Raw genomic sequence first — 16,595 nt, 5'->3', positions numbered from 1 at the left:
GCCAGCAGCGCTCGCGAGGGGCCGCGCGAGCGAGGCGATGCCGTCAGCGCTGGCGCTGCCCCGTGACGCCGGCCACGAACGCGCTCCAGGTGGCCGGGGCGAAGGCCAGCGCCGGCCCGGCCGGGTCCTTGCTGTCCCGCACACCCACGACACCGGCGAGGTTGTCGGCCACCTCGACGCAGTCACCGCCGCTCCCGCCGCTGCGGGTGCTCTTGCGCCAGATGGCACCGGCCAGGTCAGTCATGATGCTCCTCGATGATCGAAGTGATCATTTTCTCTGATTCTGCCTCACCCGACGCGAGCGCTTCCAGATCCGACCAGACATGTTCGTAGGCCGCCACCTCTGCCGGCTTGTCCAGGTAGAGCGCTCCGGTGATGTTCTCGACGTAGACGGTGGTCGGCTCGGTCGACGCCCTTCCGAACGCCTGCGGGAAGCCCAGCAGGACGAAGGTGCCGGTTTCGCTGGCCAGCGGTGGACCGGCGGCGAGCGGCAGCACCCGCAGACTCACGTTGGGCAGCGCTGCCACGTCGAGCAGGTGTCGCAACTGCCCCACCATTGCCCGGTGGTCGGGGATCGTGCGCCGCAGCACGGCTTCGCTCAGGACGACCCGCAGGGTGGGCGCGGTGGGCAGCCGGCGAACGAGGATGCCCTGCCGTTGCAACCGGACCTCCACCAACTTTTCCCGATCCTCCCCACTCATCGTCGGGTTCTTTCGGCGGAACAACTCGCTGGCGTACTCGCGGGTTTGCAGAAGTCCGGGGATCAACTCCGAGTCGTATCGGCGAATCAAAGAGGCGGAGGCTTCCAGGCCGACGTATAGCGAGAACCACGACGGAACGACATCGCCGTAGGAATGCCACCAACCCCTGGCGCGAGTTTCTTTCGCGAGCCCGGCGACGATCTCACCCATGGTGTCGGTCACCCCATAGAGAGCGCACATCGCGCGGGCGTCCACCACGCGCACCGGGACCAACCCCTTCTCGATGCGCCACACCTTCTGCCGCGAGCAATCCAGCGCTTCGGCTGCGGCGTCCAGCGTCACCGAGGCGTCCTCACGAAGCTGTGTGAGCAGCCGTCCAAGCTGTCGCCGAGGGACCGTTGACCCACTTGTTTCATCCGTCATGCAACATCACCGCGCCCCTCCTGCAACACCGAACGTTTCGCCCCGCACGCAATTGTCGTCCATTCCTCGTGCGTCAATATCGCTTGAGGCTAGGACGACTCCGAGCATTGCACAAGGTGGCCAGCATGGAACATGCTGTCACGCGTAAGAGGGCCTCCGGATAAGCGCCGGGAATGGCGTCGACAATAGCGCACTGCCTCGCACATCTGGATTTGCCGGGGTGACGCCATTTCTCAGGAAGGACGCCGCAGTGCGCGTGTCGTACAACGAATATCTCTTGGTCACCGCGCTGACCCTCGCCCGCCGGCACCGGCCGGTCTGGAGTTGGACGCGCTGGCGCAGGGTGTGCCGCTGCGGCGCGGAGTTGCCCTGCCGAGCCCGCCACCGCATCCCGATCAACCGTGGGCACTGGCCGACATGAGCGCCCTCAAGCCGGGAGACGTGCTGCTGATCGGCGAGGCGTGCTCGGTCCAGTTCGCCGGCGCGCGGGCGCTGCGGCTCCGGCTGGTCAGCGTGGACCCGCGCCCGACGTACCACGGGTGGGTCTGGCTGGCCGGGTACGTGCTCAACGACAAGGGCTTGGCCGTCGACAAGCGGGAGGTGTACGTGCGGCGGGCCGGACTGCGAGTGCTGCAGACCGCCCGCCCGGGTGGGGCACCCTGCCGCCCTGTGGAGCTGATGTCACAGACGAGTCATCCGCTGATGTCGTGAACGATTCAGCTCCAAAGGCACCCCGACCCACACTCCCTGCTGGTCAGCGACGGTCCCGTGGGCAGAGACGGCGATCGTCTAAGGCCGTACCCGGAATTGGTGTCAGAAAACGCCCAGCGGGGTACTTCAGGGCGGTACCGCGTGGGTGCCACCCGACTTGTCGGCCACCACGCATTTATCAGGAGGTGTGTAGTGGTCAAGATTCCTTCGCTGTCCCGCCGGTCCGAGCCGGCGCCGACGCGGGACGAGAACCTCGACGGTCGCATCGACGGCCGCGACACCCCGGTCAGCGACCGGCAGAACACGATGGTGCTCGGAGGCCGGTCAAACGACGGCGAGCGCGACCGCCCGGTGGTCACCGACCGGGACACCGACCAGGCGACGTACCGCAACGCTGCCGTGCCCACCGAGCAGACCGGCGGGACCGAGCGGACAGGCGAGGCCGAACGGCGGGCCGCCGAGCGGGCCGCCGTGGCCCGCGCCGCCATCGCCCGCCCGGTGGAGGGCGACGCACGGCCCACCCGCCCGCTGGACAGCGACGCCCGGCCCGGCACCGACCCGACCACGGGCCGCAGCGCCGTACGGGACACCGACCGCGACAACACCACCGGGCGGCCCGACACGACTGATCGGGTCGCGACCGCCCGCCCGGTCGACCCGACCCCCGCCGACGCCAGGCCGGAGCCGCCGGTGGTACGCGGCCCGAAGCCGCGGGCCAGCCTGCTCGCCACCCTCGGCCTGATCGTCTCCGTCGCGGGTGCGCTGTTCGTGCTGACCGGCACCCTGGCCGGGTACGGCATCGGGCTCGGCGCGGTCGGCGCGGTGCTCGCGGTGCTCGGCCTGATGGCCACCCGTCGCCGGCACGTCGCCGGCAAGACCGACGCGTTGTTCGGCGTGCTGATCGGGCTGGCCGCGGTGGTGATCGGGGTGTTGGCGATGACTGGCCAGTTCGACTGGCCGACCACCGACGGCGACTGGGTGCAGCGGTTCCGCGAGTGGCTTGACTCACAGTTTGTCGATCGTTTCTAGCGGGCACTGTTCCGTTCGCCGGTGATCAACCGGCGTAGTACCCGGCGGTTCGCCGGCAGCCCGATCTTCCGGTGGTTCACCGGCCGGGCAACACCCTTTCAGGGGCGGCGGTTCGCCGCCCCTGAAGTGTTTCCGGGGCTCGACGCAACGAATCGCAGACCAACCCCCAACCACACGCAACGAATCTCCGGCATGCGCAACTCTCAGTGGTGGATCCTGCCGCTCAGGCCGCATAGCGTTGAGCAACGGCGCCAGCCCGTGGGCCACGGTGGCCGGGCGCGCCCGACCCCTGGGAGCAGGACAATGACGATGGACGCCACCAGCCAGCACCTGTTGATGTGCCGGCCGACGTACTTCGCCGTCGACTACGCGATCAACCCCTGGATGGACCCGAGCGCGCCGGTCGACACCGCGCTGGCCATCCGGCAATGGGAGCAGCTGCGCCAGACGTACCGCGATCTGGGCCACACCGTCGAGGAGATCACTCCGGTGCCCGGCCTGCCCGACATGGTCTTCGCCGCCAACGGCGGCACCGTGATCGACGGCAAGGCGATGGCCGTGCAGTTCCGCGACCCCCAGCGCGCCGACGAGGCACCGGCCTACCGGGCCTGGTTCGAGGACGCCGGCTTCGAGATGTACGACCCGAAGCACGTCAACGAGGGTGAGGGCGACGTCCTGTTGGCCGGCGATCACCTGCTGGCCGGCACCGGCTTCCGCACGGCACACGCCTCGCACGCCCAGTTGCAGGAGGTCTTCGGCTACCCGGTGATCACCATGCAGTTGGTCGACGCGCGCTTCTACCACCTGGACACCGCGCTGACCGTGCTCGACGAGCGGACCGTGGCGTACCTGCCCGAGGCGTTCTCCCCCGGAAGCCAGGCCGTGCTGCGCCGGCTCTTCCCCGACGCGGTGCACGCCACCATGGCCGACGCCGAGGTGCTGGGGCTGAACGCGGTCAGCGACGGACGGCACGTGGTGCTGCCCGCGCAGGCCACCGACCTGGCCGCCAAGCTGCGCGACCGGGGCTACGAAACCATCGGTGTCGACCTGTCCGAGCTGCGTAAGGCCGGCGGCGGACCGAAGTGCTGCACACTGCGACTGCGTCAGGGAAAGGCAAGCAAGTGATCGTGGATGACATCCTGCGTACGCCGGAAGCGGTCCGGGACGCCGAGCGCTGGACGGCGCACAACTACCACCCGCTGCCGGTGGTGATCTCGTCTGCGGAAGGTGCCTGGCTCACCGACGTGGACGGTCGCCGCTACCTGGACTGCCTGGCCGGATACTCCGCGCTCAACTTCGGCCACCGGCATCCCCAATTGATCGCCGCTGCGCACGCACAGTTGGACCGGCTGACGCTGACCAGCCGGGCGTTCATCCACGACCAGTTCGCCGACTTCTGCCGGGAGCTGGCCGAGCTGTGCGGCAAGGACCTGGTGCTGCCGATGAACACCGGCGCCGAGGCGGTGGAAACCGGGATCAAGGTGGCCCGCAAGTGGGGCTACCAGGTCAAGGGCGTGCCCGCCGGCCGCGCCAACATCGTGGTCGCCGAGGGCAACTTCCACGGCCGGACCACCACCATCGTCAGCTTCTCCACCGACGAGGACGCCCGCGCCGACTTCGGGCCGTACACCCCGGGCTTCACAGTCGTGCCGTACGGCGACCTGGACGCGCTGACTGCGGCGATCGACGAGAACACCGTTGCCGTGCTGCTCGAGCCGATCCAGGGCGAGCAGGGCGTGGTGGTGCCGCCCGAGGGCTACCTGCCGGGCGTACGGCAGGTCTGCACCGACCGCAACGTGCTCTTCATCGCCGACGAGATCCAGTCCGGCCTGGGGCGCACCGGCGCGACCTTCGCCTGTGACCACGAGGGCGTCGTGCCGGACATGTACCTGCTCGGCAAGGCGCTCGGCGGCGGCATCGTGCCGGTCTCCGCGGTGGCCGCGAACTCCGACGTGCTCGGCGTGCTCAAGCCCGGCCAGCACGGCTCCACCTTCGGCGGCAACCCCCTCGCCTGCGCGGTGGCGATCGAGGTGGTCCGGCTGCTGGCCACCGGTGATTTCCAGCGGCGCTCGGCCGAGTTGGGCGAGCGGCTGCGGGCCGGTCTGGAAGGGTTGCTCGGCAAGGGCCTGGTGGCGGTGCGCGTGCGCGGTCTGTGGGCCGGTCTCGACATCGACCCGGCGCTGATGAGCGGGCGGGAGGCCTGTGAGCGGCTCGCCGAGCGGGGTGTGCTCGCCAAGGACACCCACGGCTCCACCATCCGGCTCGCCCCACCGCTGGTGATCACCGAGGAGGAGATCGACCTGGCGGTGGCCAAGCTCGCCGAGGTGCTGGCCGGCTGACGGGCCGCGCTGGCCGAGATCTACGCAACTACAGGGAAAGTGCTGCCTCGGATGGTGTCGAGGCAGCACTTTCCCTGTTCCTGTGCGGATCTTGACCGCCGCCGCCGCCGCCGGGGCGGCGCGGGCGCGTCAGGGGCGGGGTAGGCGCATGGCCATCGTCGGGGCCTCGGCCATTACCGAGGTGGGGGTGAACGGGGCACCGGCGGGCAACTCCTCGGCGCGACCGATCTGCACCCCCGGGTAGAGCTCCACCATGTCGTTCTCGCCCAACACCCGGGACTGCTGCGGTGCCAACGGGATCCGGTCCGACTCGGTCATCGAGCCGGCCGGACGGATGCCGGAGCCGTTGGTGCTGACGTCGGTCACGATGACCTCGCCGACCCGCAGCTCGAAGCGGACGTGGCCACGGCTGATCCACCGCCGGGCCTCATCGTTGAGCCACTGCCCGAGCATGATCCCGCCGTCCTGCTCCGGGGCCCGGCCAGCCACCACCGGCTGCTCCTCGCTCAGCACGAACCGCCGCCGGACCAGCCCGCCGACGCGCACCGCGAGCACCTCCGTACGCGGCCGAGGGCCGCTGTCACCGAGGCGAACGCCGTGCCGGGGGCAGGTTGGTACGCCATTGCGCAGCGCGGGCGGCGGCTGCCCAGCGGGGCTGCGTTCGACCACCCGGGCCAGGTCGGCGAACGCGCCGCCCCCACCGCCGCTGCCGAACAAGGCGCAGCCCGACTCCGGGCACCGCCACTGGCGGGCCAGCAACTTCATCCCGGTCGACGAGCGCTTGCCGGTGACCGGCGAGTGTCCGCCACCGACGTGCGCGATGAACACCGGGCCGCCGGCGCCCGGCACCGGGGCGAGCACCCGACCGGGCTGCTCGACCAGCCATGGGAACCGACCGCGCAGCCCGTCGAAGCGGACCCGGCTGAGCACCGGCAACCCGAGCAGGTCGGCGACCTCCAACATCCGGTCGCCCGGGTTGTCGAGCACCTCGACGAGCCCGTCGTCGGCCCAGCGGCGGACCACCATCCGCTCGTTGGAGGTCAGGTCGGCGTCGGAGAGCAGCGCCCGGTGCACCACCGCGTAGACCTGGACGCTGTCCTCCTCCAGCTCGCGGGAGAGCGCGTCGATGACCATGCCGAGCCGTAGGAGGCTGGCCGGCCGACCGCCGTCGATGTCCTGGTAGCGGATAACCTCGGCCAGGTCGACAACCGCCCGGGCCAGCGACGGGTCGGTGCAGACCCGCCCCTCGATGGCGTCCAGAACCTTGCTGATCTCGAATCTCATGCCGCACTCCGGACGATGTCGTCAATCCGCCGGGCCAGCTCGATGTCCCGGTGGGTGACGCCACCGGCCGAGTGCGTGACACAGCGGAAGGTCAGGGTCCGCCATCGGATGTCGATGTCGGGATGGTGGTCGAGCTCCTCGGCCACCGTCGCCACCCGGTCCACCACATCGATGGCCGCCGGGAAACTGCCGAGCTGTGCGGTACGACCGATGCCGGTCGGGTCACCCGACCAGTCGGGCAACCGGCCCAGCTCTTCTCGCACCGCGTCCGCGGTGAGCAGGTCTGCCATGACCAGACCCTACCGGTGGCGCGCCCGGCTGACCGGACACGCCACCAGCGGTGGCGGGGCGGCATCAGAATGCCGCCCCGCCTATCCCCCTCGTGTCACCCGCTCTGTTCAGCCGCGCAGCGGCCGCCCCACCTCGTGCAGGTGACCAAGCGCCTGCCGGTACGACTCGATCAGCCCGGTCGCGGCGTACGGGATGCCCTGTTCGACGCAGAAGGCACGGACGATCGGTTGCGCCCGGCGCAGGTTCGCCCGGGGCATGTTCGGGAACAGGTGGTGCTCGATCTGGTAGTTGAGCCCGCCCAGCGCGGTGTCCACCAGCAGACTGCCACGCACGTTGCGGGAGGTCAGCACCTGCTTACGCAGGAAGTCCAACTCGTCCTCGGCGGTCGGCATCGGCATGCCCTTGTGGTTCGGCGCGAACGCGCAGCCCATGTAGAGACCCCACAGCGCCTGGTGCACAACCGCGAAGAGCAGCGCCTTGACCGGGGACATGACAGCCAGCAGCAGCGCCGCGTAGCCGACGGTGTGCGCAATGAGCAGCGCCGCCTCGACCGCCCGGTGCCGCATCGGGGTGGTGTACCGGCCGTCCGGCCCCCGGCTGATGATCGCCCGGATGCTCGCCGCGTGCAGGTTCAGGCCCTCCAGCAGCAGCATCGGGAAGAAGAAGTACGCCTGCCGCTGCGCCATCCAACGGCCGAACCCACGGGTCTCCAGCGCCTGCTCGGTCGTCCACACCAGGGCGCCCGCGCCGACATCCGGGTCCTCGTCCTCGTGGTTCGGGTTGGCGTGGTGCCGGTTGTGCTTGTCGACCCACCAGCCGTAGCTGATTCCCACCGCCACGTTTCCGGCCAACAGCCCCACCAGCTCGCTGGGACCGCGCCGTCGGAACATCTGGCGGTGCCCGGCGTCGTGACCGAGGAACGCGACCTGGGTGGTGGCCACCGCCATCAGGGCCGCGAGTGGCAGCTGCCACCAGGAGTCGCCGAGCAGGAACACGGCGACCCAGCCGGCCACGAAGGAGCCGAGGGTGAGCGCGATGCGGGTGACGTACCAGCCCGGGCGCCGCTCCAGCAGACCCGCCTGGCTGATCCTGCGGGACAACTGTGCGTAGTCACTGCCTCGCCGTTGTACCGGCGGTTCCGCCACCGCTCCGAGCGCCATCGCTGCTCCCGATCCGCTTGCGCCCGTACCAGGGTGGTTCGGGCTTAATGTCAAGTCTCCTGGCAGCGGTTGCGCTGAGTAACCCTGACAACCCCCGAATGGGGGGTAGGGCGGGCACTACCCCCCTGACTTCACACTCAGCTCAGCCGACCCACCGCGGCTCGCAGCCGAGCCAGGTCACGCCGCCGCCGCTCGTAGGTGGCGGCCAGCCCGACCAGCGCCAGGCCACCGGCACCCAGGTAGATCCACCGGGGCAGCAGGTCCCAGCCGCGGGCCAGCTCGTGCAGCGCCAGCAGCGCCAGCACCCCGCCGCCGAGCAGCACCGGCGCCTGCCATCGGCGGGTCGCCCCGGCCAGCACCGAGCCCAGCGCCGCCACGCCGACCAGCAGTCGCCGCCACGGCTGTGGGTCCGGGCCGGCCAGCACCGACATCAGGCTCGGCAACAGCGCCGTGACCAGCCCGGGGCCGAGTGCCGGCCAGCTGGTCAGCCCGGGCCGGGTCCGCAGCGCCAGCAGACCCGCGCCGAGCGCGAGCACGGCGGCTGGCAGGGTGTACGCCTCCAGCACCGTGACCCCGCCGGCGGCCAGCAGCACCCACGCCCCGAGCAACTCGCTGCCGGCGGCGATGCCAGCGAATGTCCACCGTCGACCGGCCGGCTCCCCCCGCCGCAGCAGCCGCAGCGCGACGGCGGCACCCCAGAGCACGCAGACGGTGGCGAGGTGCCGCGCCACCTCGACGGCGAGCATCGCCGCTACCAGCGCCACCGCCTGCGCGGCGGCGTCCAGGACTCGCCCGACCTGGGCTGGGACCGTCGACCTCGGGCCGAGCGCCACCGGTTGCGACGGTCCGCTCGCGTCGCCCGACGCGAGCGCCGGTACCGGGGTGGTTGCGGCGGCCACCGCCAGGATCAGCGCGGCCACCGCCAGCAGCGGGTACGCCGCCGCCCTCAGCGGCCACCCTCCGGCGAGCGGGGCGGTCACCGCCAGCGCGGACGCCGCACCCACCGCGGCGAGGCAACCAGTCAGCCGCACCTCGACCCTCCGTGCCCCGACCGCGACGATCACCGCCGCCACCAGCAGCACCCCTTCTGCGGCGAGCGTGCCGGCCCGGGTGACGAGCAGCCCGACCACGCCGGAGGCCGCCAGCACCGCCCCCACCGGCGCGGCGATCGGCGCGAGCGCCGGACGGGGTGCCGCCAGTGCGGTGAGCAGCAGCGCGCCTACCCCGGTGAGCAGGACGGCGGCAGGCAGCACCGGCCAGGGCGCTCCGACGGCGACGAGCAGCACCGGCAGCGCGCCCGCGGCGAACGGCAGCGCCGGCAGCACCGGCGGGCGGACCCACCGACCGGTCAGCACGGCGGCCACTGCCAGCACGACCAGCGCCAGCCCGGCGGGGAGCACCGCCGGGTCGGCGACGACCGTGGGAACCCCCGACCAGACCCGCCCCCGGCTGCCATACGGCGACACGAGCGCGGTCAGCACCGTCGGCAGGCTCGCCAGGACAGCAACCGCCGCCAGCACACCTTCCACCGCCAGCACGCCCGGCCGGCCGGTCCCCGTCGGCTGGTCCCACCGGGCGACGAACGCGACGCCGAGCGCCGCCAGCGCGGCGTACAGCGCAAGGGGCTCGTCTCCCGCCACGACCAGCGGCGCGAGTCCGGGCACCGTCGCCGCGACCACGGCACCGGTCACCGCGTACCCGGTCAGCTCCACCCGGTGGCGACGCGCCGCGAACACCGCGACCAGCGGCAGCCCGGCGGCGACCAGCGCGAGCCGCGCCTGCCACCAGGGCGGCGCACCCGCCGCGAACAGCGCCACCGCCGCGACCCCGGGTAGCGCGAGTTGCGCGACCAGCAGACCCACACCCGCAACCTGCCGGTACGGCCCGGTGCCCCGTCGTACGGCCAGTGCCAGCCCGACCACCACGATGATGCCGAGCGCCACCAGGGCGCCGGTCGGGGAGGCCAGGGCGACCAGCAGCCCGTGCCCGAGCAGGACGGCACCACCGAACGCGCGGGTGAGCAGAGAGGCTGGGCGGATCACCGGGCGGGCCAACACGGCGAGCAGCAGCACGACCCCGCCGACCAGGTCGACGGCCACCACCTGAGGCCAGGGAGCGGCCCAACCGGCGGGCAGAGCGAGCAGCACCGCCACCGCACCAGCCGTGGCAAGCACCGCCCGCGCTGCCCGAGGCATCAGCAGCACCGTCGCGCCGAGCGCCAACGCCACGGCAGGTGCCAGCTGCCAGCCCCAGTCCAGGTCCGGTCCGGTCCCGGCCCCGCGCCACGGCGGCATCGACCGGCCGACGGCAGCGACCGCGAGCGCGGCGGAGATCAACGCGGCCACCGTCGCCGTGGCCACCGCGACCAGCAGTGCACCCGTACGCGGGCCGGTCCACCAACCATCGACCCCGGCCCGCCCCGACCCCGCCGCTGCGCGGTCGGCACCGGGGATCGGTTGCCAGCGGGCCGACAGTTGCCGCACCGCCGCAGCCAGCACGAGGGCCACCAGCGCCGCCGCGAGCAGCAGCAGTGACGGCCGCAGCTCGGCCACCGGGCGCAGCAGGGCGGCGGCGAGCACCGGCACCAGCAACCCGGCGGCCACCGCCCGCAGCGCCCGTCCGCCGACCAGCCAGGCCGCACCGAACCCGGTCAGCACGACCAGCAGCAGCGGCAACCCGGCCAACAGTGGCGAACCCGCCGCCCGCCCGAGAATCAGCGGCACCAGGGCACAGCTTGCGGCACCAACGAGCGCCGCGACGTGACCGCTCCCCGCCAACACCCGACCGACGAGCTGCGCCACGCCTTCCCCGCCGCGCAGCCTGACCAGCACGGCCAGGTCCAACACCGCCACTGCAAGCAGAACCAGCGCCCAACCGGCCGCCCCCGTCTCGGCCTCCACCGCGAGCAGCGGCAACACCGGCTGAGCGGCCAGCAGGGCGGCGAACCAGGGTCCGGTCAACCTGCTCCACCGGCCGTACGCCACGGCGACCGCCGCGCTGGCCCCCCCGACCAGCGCGGCGTACCGGCTGTCTGGCCAGCCGGCAACGCCAGCCAGGTCCACCGACCAGGCCGCGTAACCGTCCAGCACCACCGACAGCAACCCGACCGCGGCGAACGTCTCCGCCGTGCCGCGCAGCCCTCGGCGAACCGCCAGCAACGGAACGGCCAGAGCGAGCGCGGTGAACGCGGCCAGGATCAACGCCCGCCCGCCGACCCCCACCGCCGCCCAGGCCACCGCGGTGAACACCACCGCCGCAGTGCCCAGCAGGAGTCCACCGAGGACGAACAGCAGACCCTGGACAGTCCGGGTCGAGGTCTCCGCCGCACCCGGTCCCGAATCGGCTGTCGCACCCGGGCCACTGGGCGGCACCGGCCCGACGGCAGGCGCGGGGCGTGCCACGACCGAAGCGGCCACCCCCGCGCGGACGACCGCCGCCAGCTCCGCCCGCCGCCGCGACGTAGCTGACAGGCGTCCGGCCAACTCGATGTACGTGCGGCGGGCCCGATCCACCTCCGGCTCAAGCTGGGTGATCTCCCGGCCCAGCCGGACCACCTCAGCGGCGATCGGGTCGGGGGCGCGCCGGCAGCCGGGGCAACCGGTGCTCAGGTCAGCCAGCGCACCGCAGGCGGGGCAGGGATAGCGGGTGTCATCCACCCGGTCATCATTGGGAGCCGACCAGGGTGCGCCCCAGAGTGCGCGTACTCAGGGCCGGCTGTGCTCGTGCACCCAGGTGGCGTAGGCGGGATCGCCGCTCTCCACCCTGGACACCAGAATCTCCGGCACCTCGTACGGGTGGCTGAGCCGGATCTGGTCCACCAACGCGGACAACCGGTCCGGCGCGGTCTTGAACTGCACCGACCACTCGGTGCTGGTCTCCATTGCGGACCGCCACCAGTAGGTGCTTTCCACCTGACCACCCACCTGGGCACAGGCGGCGAGTCGCCCGGCGACCGCTGAGGCCGCCAGCACGTCGGCGACCGCACGCGCATCCACCACAGTCGTCACCACGCAGATCTGGTCCACGACCGCACCCTACGCGGCGCCATCACGATTAGCGGCGATCCAGGCATCGATCTGTGCCCACCAGTCGAACAGCCAGTCGATGCGTTGTTGCCGTCCGGCTGGTACGTCCTCCGGCGGCACCGACCAGAACCTCATGACGATCCGTTTGTCCATCGGCAGTTCCCGCCACACGTCGGCGACGGTGAGCATCCGGTCCAGCCCGGTGTGGGCGACGAAGATGACCCCGGCGTCCGGGGCGGCGTCCAGCGCGGCGAGCATCCCACCGGGCTGTGGGGCGAGCACGTGGCGCATCCGCTCGGCGCGCAGGGCCATCCGTTCCAGGCCGAGCGAACGCAGCCGGGCAATGGCGCGCAGCCGCCGCTTCGGGGTGAAGTTGCCACCCTCAGGGAAGATCACGAACGCGTCGTTGTCGTCCAGGCCGGTGGCCAGGTGCCCGACCTGGCGTACCGTCTCCTCGCCGCGCTCCGGCGTCGGAGCGATGAAGCGGTTGGGTAGCCGGTTGAGCAGCACGTCGATCGCCGGGTCCCACTGGAGGCTGTCCTTGAGGACGATCCGCGGCTCCCGGTGGAACCAGTTGACCAGGCCGTGGATCAGGATGAACGAGTCGCCCGGCCCGGCGTGCCGGCAGAGCACCAGCTCGGGCCGGCCGGGCAGCGCAGTGTCCGGGTCGGTGCCCACCACGTCGATGTGCAGCCGCAGTGTCCATCGGGCCTGCCAGAACAGCACCCGCAGGAACCAGCCGGCCAGCACGTAGTGTGCGCGCTGGAAGGCCGGGGTCCGGGCCCGCCAGCCGAAGCCGGAGGCGACCCACAGCCCGAAGAGCGCGAGCAGGGCGGCAGCGTCCCAAACCAGGTAGAAGCAGCCGATCCAGAGCAGCCGCAGCGGGCGTAACCGGCCCGGGACCAGCGGGGATGCGGCCGCGGCGAGTAGCGCCCAGACCGGCAACGTGGTGACCACGACGAACGCGAGCACCACCACCGCGGGGGCGAGCAGCAACCGACGCAGCCACCTGGGGAGCAGCGGCATCACCGCTCCAGATGGGTGGCGAGATAGCGCCGCGAGGCGGTGTACGCGCGACTGATCCGTCGTCCCACCGCCGCCATGTCCCGGTACGCCCACGGCGTGTCGTCGCGGGGGTTCAGCCCTCCGGTCGGCAGGACGTGCACATCCACCCCCTCGGGCAGCGCCGCCATCTCCCGGAAGAAGCGGTGCCGGCGGGAGATCTCGAACGCGACCTGCGCGATCTCCCACGGCCGACGGGGCGGCGTCAGCTCCCGTTCGATCCGTCCGACCTGGAGGACGTAGATCCGGCGGGCACCGACGGCCACCGCCTCGCCGATCGGGATGGAGTTGACGATGCCGCCGTCCACGTAGTGCGCGCCGTCGATCTCCATCGGCGGGAGCAGGCCCGGCACCGAGGCCGACGCCAGCACCGCCGGCACCACCGGGCCGCTGTCGAACCAGTGCTCGGCGGCCCGCTCGATGTGCGCAGCGCAGCAGCGGAACGGCACCCGCAGCTCGGCGAAGGTGGTGTCCACCCCCAGCTCGGTTTCGAGCAGGCGGCGCAGCGGCCGGGGTGAGTGCAGGTGGGTGCGGGCAGCGAAGCGGCGCAGCTGCCGGGCGACCGAGTCGCCGTACACCTCGCTCGCCTCCGGCGAGGCCCAGAGCCGGACCAGCCGGTCGGTCACCGCCTCCGACGGGTCGGCGGCGACCAGCGCGCCGTTCACCGCGCCGATCGAGGTGCCGAGCACCATGTCGGGTTGGATGCCGGCGCGGAACAGTGCTCGCAACATGCCCACCTCGACCGCGCCGAGCACTCCCCCGCCGCCGAGCACGAACGCCACCGGTCCCCCCGCCATGCCCCTCATCCTGGCACGGGCCCGCAGCCGACCGGCCGGCCGCCGTCAACGGGCGGTCGGCGCACGCCAGGCACCGCCCATCGACGGAGGGCCCCGACGGCGTTGACAGGCAGGACACATTCGCGCAACCTGATACCGCTCCCACCCCTGAGGCAGGTGCGATCGGTGAAGGCAGCACTGCATCCGGGCCGGTTGCTGGCCCGCAGATACCGACTTCTCGACCAGATCGGCGCCGGCGGCATGTCCGTGATCTGGCGTGCCCGCGACGAGGTGCTGGACCGGGTCGTCGCGCTCAAGGTGCTCGCTCCGTCGCTGGCAGCCGACGCGCGTTTTCGGGGCATGGTGCGCGAGGAGGCCCGCGCCGCCGCCCAGTTGGTGCACCCGCACGTGACCTCGGTGCACGACTACGGCGAGACGGTCGCCCCGGACGGCTCGCTCACCTCGTTCGTGGTGATGGAACTGCTCAGCGGCGAGGAACTGGAGCTGCGACTCACCGAAGGGCCGTTGCCGTGGGCCGAGGCGGTCGAGGTCGGCGCGCAGGTCGCGGACGCGCTGGCCGCCGCGCACCGACTCGGCATCGTGCACCGGGACATCACACCGGCCAACGTGATGATGACCGGGACAGGGGTCAAGGTCCTCGACTTCGGCATCGCCACCCGGATCGGCGCGCCCGACGAAGACGAGGACGGCGGGACCTTCGGAACTCCGGCGTACGTCGCCCCGGAACGGCTCGACGGCGCACCGGCGCAGCCGTCCACCGACGTGTACTCGCTCGGCGTACTGCTGCACGAGGCGCTCACCGGCCGGGTCCCGTACCCGGCGGAGACCTGGGAGCAGCTCAGCGCCGCGCTGGCCAGCGGCCCACCGCCGACGCTTGCCGAGCTGCCGGAGCTGCCCCCGCCGGTGGCGCGGATCTGCCTGCGCAGCCTCGCCCGGAACCCGGCCGATCGGCCGACCGCCCGGCAGGTCGCCACCGCGCTACGCGACCAGTTGCTGCCGGCCGACCCCCCACCCGCGCCCATCCAGACGCCCACGCCGCCCCTGCCACCGCAGCCAGTCACCGTCCCGACGACGGCCGCGTCGGGCTGGTCGCGACGGCGGCTGGCGCTGCTGCTGGTCCCGGTGGTCCTGGCGGTCGGGGTGGCGCTGACCGGCGTGGCCCTGCTGCCCGAGCAGCCGCCGGCACGGCAGGTGCAGCCGTCGGTTGGCCCGGTGGCGACCCCGCCGACCGACCCGCCGGCCTCCGCGCCGCCCGAGCCGACCTCGGCACCGCCAGCGTCGCCGAGCACCGTCGCGCCCACCTTAGATCCGGGCACCCTGATCGAGGCCGCCAATCGGGTCGACAAGCTGATCGGTGCCGGGCTGAGCGCGGGGGAGATTCGCAGCGACATCGGCCTCGACCTGCGCAACGAGCTACGCAACCTGACCACCGCAGTCAGCTCCGGCCGCGACGAGCTGGCCCCACCGGTGGCCCGGCTGCGCCAGAAGGTCGCGGTCCGCCTCGGCGAGGGTGGCATCAGTCCGGCGTACGCGGAGCGACTCGACGCCGCCATCGCCGAGCTGGGCGCGGCCAGGGTCTGACCAGTCCCCGGGGACGGGGGTCAGCGGGCCGATACCCGGGCGGGTTCGAGGCGGTCGGTTCGGCCGGCAGCGAAGCGCCGGTAGACCTCCGCGTAGCCGTACGCCATCCGTTCGACCGAGAAGTTCTCCGCGACGTGCGCCACGCAGTCCTCCGGGTCGAGCTGCGCCGCTGCGAGCAAGGCCGCGGGCAGCTCCTCCGGGCGCGTACAGACCAGCCCGGTCAGCCCAGGCCGAACCAGCTCCGGCACCGCACCCCGGTTCAGCGCGACCACAGGTGTCCCGGTCGCCATCGCCTCCAGCATCACCATGCCGAACGGCTCATCCCACTGAATCGGCATGATCAGGCAACGGGCGTCGACGAGCATCCGCAGCGTCTCCGCGCGGTCGGCGTTGAGCACGACTGTCACGTTCTCGTCGACGAGCGGCGCGACGACCTTCTCGTAGTAGCGGCGCTCGGCTGGCTCGTTGCACTTACCTGCCAGCAGTAGGGGCAACCCGGCTTCCCGGCACGCCTGGATGGCGACGTCCGGGCCCTTGTCCGGGCTGAACCGCGCCAACCACAGCACTGGCCCCTGACCGGTTTCGGTCTTGCGCGGCAGGCCGCGGACGTCCAGCGCGTTGTGCACCGTGCCGGCCCAGGGCAGGCCGGGGTTCAGCAGGCGCTGTGCGTGTGAGATCGCCACCAGGGCGACGTCCGAGTCGATATCGCTGAGCACATCGCCGTACTCCCCCACGGGGTTGCCGTGCACGGTCGCGACCGTTGGTACGGCCCGGCGGCCGGCGATCAGCGGCCCGATCGTGGTGTGGTCGTGGATCACGTCGAAGTCAGCCGCCGTGATCAGCCGGTTCACCCGGGCCAGGTGGGCCAGCTCGGGCAGTGACTCGCCGAGCCGCTCGTACTGCACCTCGGGCACGGTGGAGACGAAGTCTTCGGCGGCGGTGCCGTGGTGGCTACCGGCGCCGAACAGGGTCACCCCGTGCCCGTGTCTCGTCAACGCGTCCACCAGGGCGGCGACGACCTGCTCAAGGCCGCCGTAGCCGGGCGGCGGAACGGACAACCATGGCGGGACCACCATCGCGATGCGCAAAGACCGCTCTTGAGGGCGGCCCGCAGGCGGGTGGTTCACGGCCACGAGTCCTCCCCGTTGATCCCCGGTGCGGCGTCACCGCCGGTCGGCGGCGGGTTCCCTGT

15 protein-coding genes are annotated in these 16,595 nt (G+C 72.2%); 5 read left to right on the top strand and 10 right to left on the bottom strand.

Going from position 1 to position 16,595, the window contains the following annotated elements:
* Positions 1-43: 43 nt before the first annotated feature.
* On the bottom strand, positions 44-244 hold the full coding sequence (locus ACLQ28_RS02325; RefSeq protein WP_425684514.1) for a DUF397 domain-containing protein: 201 nt from the start codon (positions 242-244) through the stop codon (positions 44-46).
* Positions 237-1,124, bottom strand: coding sequence for a helix-turn-helix domain-containing protein (locus tag ACLQ28_RS02320; protein ID WP_425684513.1), 888 nt, complete (start codon positions 1,122-1,124; stop codon positions 237-239). Before ACLQ28_RS02320 ends, ACLQ28_RS02325 begins: the two co-directional genes overlap by 8 nt.
* Positions 1,125-1,541: 417 nt before the next feature.
* On the opposite strand from ACLQ28_RS02320, the gene ACLQ28_RS02315 reads away from it, so the two are divergent.
* The 4 genes from ACLQ28_RS02315 (at position 1,542) to rocD (ending at position 5,203) form a co-directional block, all read left to right on the top strand.
* Positions 1,542-1,835: a hypothetical protein gene (locus tag ACLQ28_RS02315; protein WP_425684512.1), complete on the top strand. Its 294-nt coding sequence runs from the start codon at positions 1,542-1,544 to the stop codon at positions 1,833-1,835.
* Between the two features lie 192 nt (positions 1,836-2,027).
* Entirely contained in the window at positions 2,028-2,864 is an 837-nt protein-coding gene (locus tag ACLQ28_RS02310; protein WP_425684511.1) for a thrombospondin, read from the top strand.
* A 309-nt stretch (positions 2,865-3,173) separates the two neighbouring features.
* On the top strand, positions 3,174-3,989 hold the full coding sequence (gene ddaH / locus ACLQ28_RS02305) for a dimethylargininase (protein ID WP_425684758.1): 816 nt from the start codon (positions 3,174-3,176) through the stop codon (positions 3,987-3,989).
* Positions 3,989-5,203: an ornithine--oxo-acid transaminase gene (gene rocD, locus ACLQ28_RS02300; protein ID WP_425684757.1), complete on the top strand. Its 1,215-nt coding sequence runs from the start codon at positions 3,989-3,991 to the stop codon at positions 5,201-5,203. The genes ddaH and rocD overlap by 1 nt, the downstream gene beginning before the upstream one ends.
* Positions 5,204-5,332: 129 nt before the next feature.
* Here the strand turns inward: rocD and ACLQ28_RS02295 are convergent, their stop codons facing one another.
* From ACLQ28_RS02295 to ACLQ28_RS02265, 7 genes are all read right to left on the bottom strand, one after another.
* On the bottom strand, positions 5,333-6,487 hold the full coding sequence (locus ACLQ28_RS02295) for an FHA domain-containing protein (protein ID WP_425684510.1): 1,155 nt from the start codon (positions 6,485-6,487) through the stop codon (positions 5,333-5,335).
* Positions 6,484-6,777 (bottom strand): 4a-hydroxytetrahydrobiopterin dehydratase, encoded by a 294-nt coding sequence (locus ACLQ28_RS02290; protein ID WP_425684509.1) that lies wholly within the window; start codon positions 6,775-6,777, stop codon positions 6,484-6,486. Before ACLQ28_RS02290 ends, ACLQ28_RS02295 begins: the two co-directional genes overlap by 4 nt.
* A gap of 108 nt (positions 6,778-6,885) precedes the next feature.
* Positions 6,886-7,938, bottom strand: coding sequence for a fatty acid desaturase family protein (locus tag ACLQ28_RS02285; protein ID WP_425684508.1), 1,053 nt, complete (start codon positions 7,936-7,938; stop codon positions 6,886-6,888).
* A gap of 137 nt (positions 7,939-8,075) precedes the next feature.
* Positions 8,076-11,594 carry an SCO7613 C-terminal domain-containing membrane protein gene (locus tag ACLQ28_RS02280; RefSeq protein ID WP_425684507.1) on the bottom strand — a complete coding sequence of 1,173 codons (3,519 nt, stop codon included), beginning with the start codon at positions 11,592-11,594 and terminating at the stop codon, positions 8,076-8,078.
* A 48-nt stretch (positions 11,595-11,642) separates the two neighbouring features.
* Positions 11,643-11,963: a divalent-cation tolerance protein CutA gene (cutA, locus tag ACLQ28_RS02275; RefSeq protein WP_425684506.1), complete on the bottom strand. Its 321-nt coding sequence runs from the start codon at positions 11,961-11,963 to the stop codon at positions 11,643-11,645.
* A 9-nt stretch (positions 11,964-11,972) separates the two neighbouring features.
* A complete protein-coding gene (locus tag ACLQ28_RS02270; protein ID WP_425684505.1) occupies positions 11,973-12,989 on the bottom strand; it encodes a 1-acyl-sn-glycerol-3-phosphate acyltransferase in 1,017 nt (338 codons plus the stop codon).
* Positions 12,989-13,822, bottom strand: a complete 834-nt coding sequence (locus ACLQ28_RS02265) for a patatin-like phospholipase family protein (RefSeq protein ID WP_425684504.1) — start codon at positions 13,820-13,822, stop codon at positions 12,989-12,991. Before ACLQ28_RS02265 ends, ACLQ28_RS02270 begins: the two co-directional genes overlap by 1 nt.
* A 165-nt stretch (positions 13,823-13,987) precedes the next feature.
* Here ACLQ28_RS02265 and ACLQ28_RS02260 point away from each other — a divergent pair, with 165 nt between their 5' ends.
* The gene (locus tag ACLQ28_RS02260; protein WP_425684503.1) at positions 13,988-15,403 is read left to right on the top strand and encodes a protein kinase domain-containing protein; all 1,416 of its coding nucleotides are present in this window, start codon (positions 13,988-13,990) and stop codon (positions 15,401-15,403) included.
* Between the two features lie 20 nt (positions 15,404-15,423).
* Here ACLQ28_RS02260 and ACLQ28_RS02255 read toward each other — a convergent pair whose 3' ends face one another.
* Complete coding sequence (locus ACLQ28_RS02255) at positions 15,424-16,479, bottom strand: glycosyltransferase family 4 protein (protein WP_425684756.1); 1,056 nt, start codon at positions 16,477-16,479, stop codon at positions 15,424-15,426.
* Between the last annotated feature and the right edge of the window lie 116 nt (positions 16,480-16,595).

It is taken from the genome of Micromonospora sp. DT201 (assembly GCF_049841575.1).
Classification (GTDB): Bacteria; Actinomycetota; Actinomycetes; order Mycobacteriales; family Micromonosporaceae; genus Micromonospora.
The sequence above is the reverse complement of the archived record's forward strand: the minus strand, read 5'-3'. Positions and strand labels throughout refer to the sequence as shown.

Coding starts and splice junctions, on each gene's coding strand:
- ACLQ28_RS02255 (WP_425684756.1), bottom strand. CDS start 16,479: ATGGTGGTCCCGCCATGGTTGTCCGTTCCGCCGCCCGGCTACGGCGGC.
- ddaH (WP_425684758.1), top strand. CDS start 3,174: ATGGACGCCACCAGCCAGCACCTGTTGATGTGCCGGCCGACGTACTTC.
- ACLQ28_RS02270 (WP_425684505.1), bottom strand. CDS start 12,989: ATGCCGCTGCTCCCCAGGTGGCTGCGTCGGTTGCTGCTCGCCCCCGCG.
- ACLQ28_RS02295 (WP_425684510.1), bottom strand. CDS start 6,487: ATGAGATTCGAGATCAGCAAGGTTCTGGACGCCATCGAGGGGCGGGTC.
- ACLQ28_RS02290 (WP_425684509.1), bottom strand. CDS start 6,777: ATGGCAGACCTGCTCACCGCGGACGCGGTGCGAGAAGAGCTGGGCCGG.
- ACLQ28_RS02325 (WP_425684514.1), bottom strand. CDS start 244: ATGACTGACCTGGCCGGTGCCATCTGGCGCAAGAGCACCCGCAGCGGC.
- ACLQ28_RS02265 (WP_425684504.1), bottom strand. CDS start 13,822: ATGGCGGGGGGACCGGTGGCGTTCGTGCTCGGCGGCGGGGGAGTGCTC.
- ACLQ28_RS02285 (WP_425684508.1), bottom strand. CDS start 7,938: ATGGCGCTCGGAGCGGTGGCGGAACCGCCGGTACAACGGCGAGGCAGT.
- ACLQ28_RS02320 (WP_425684513.1), bottom strand. CDS start 1,124: ATGACGGATGAAACAAGTGGGTCAACGGTCCCTCGGCGACAGCTTGGA.
- ACLQ28_RS02315 (WP_425684512.1), top strand. CDS start 1,542: ATGAGCGCCCTCAAGCCGGGAGACGTGCTGCTGATCGGCGAGGCGTGC.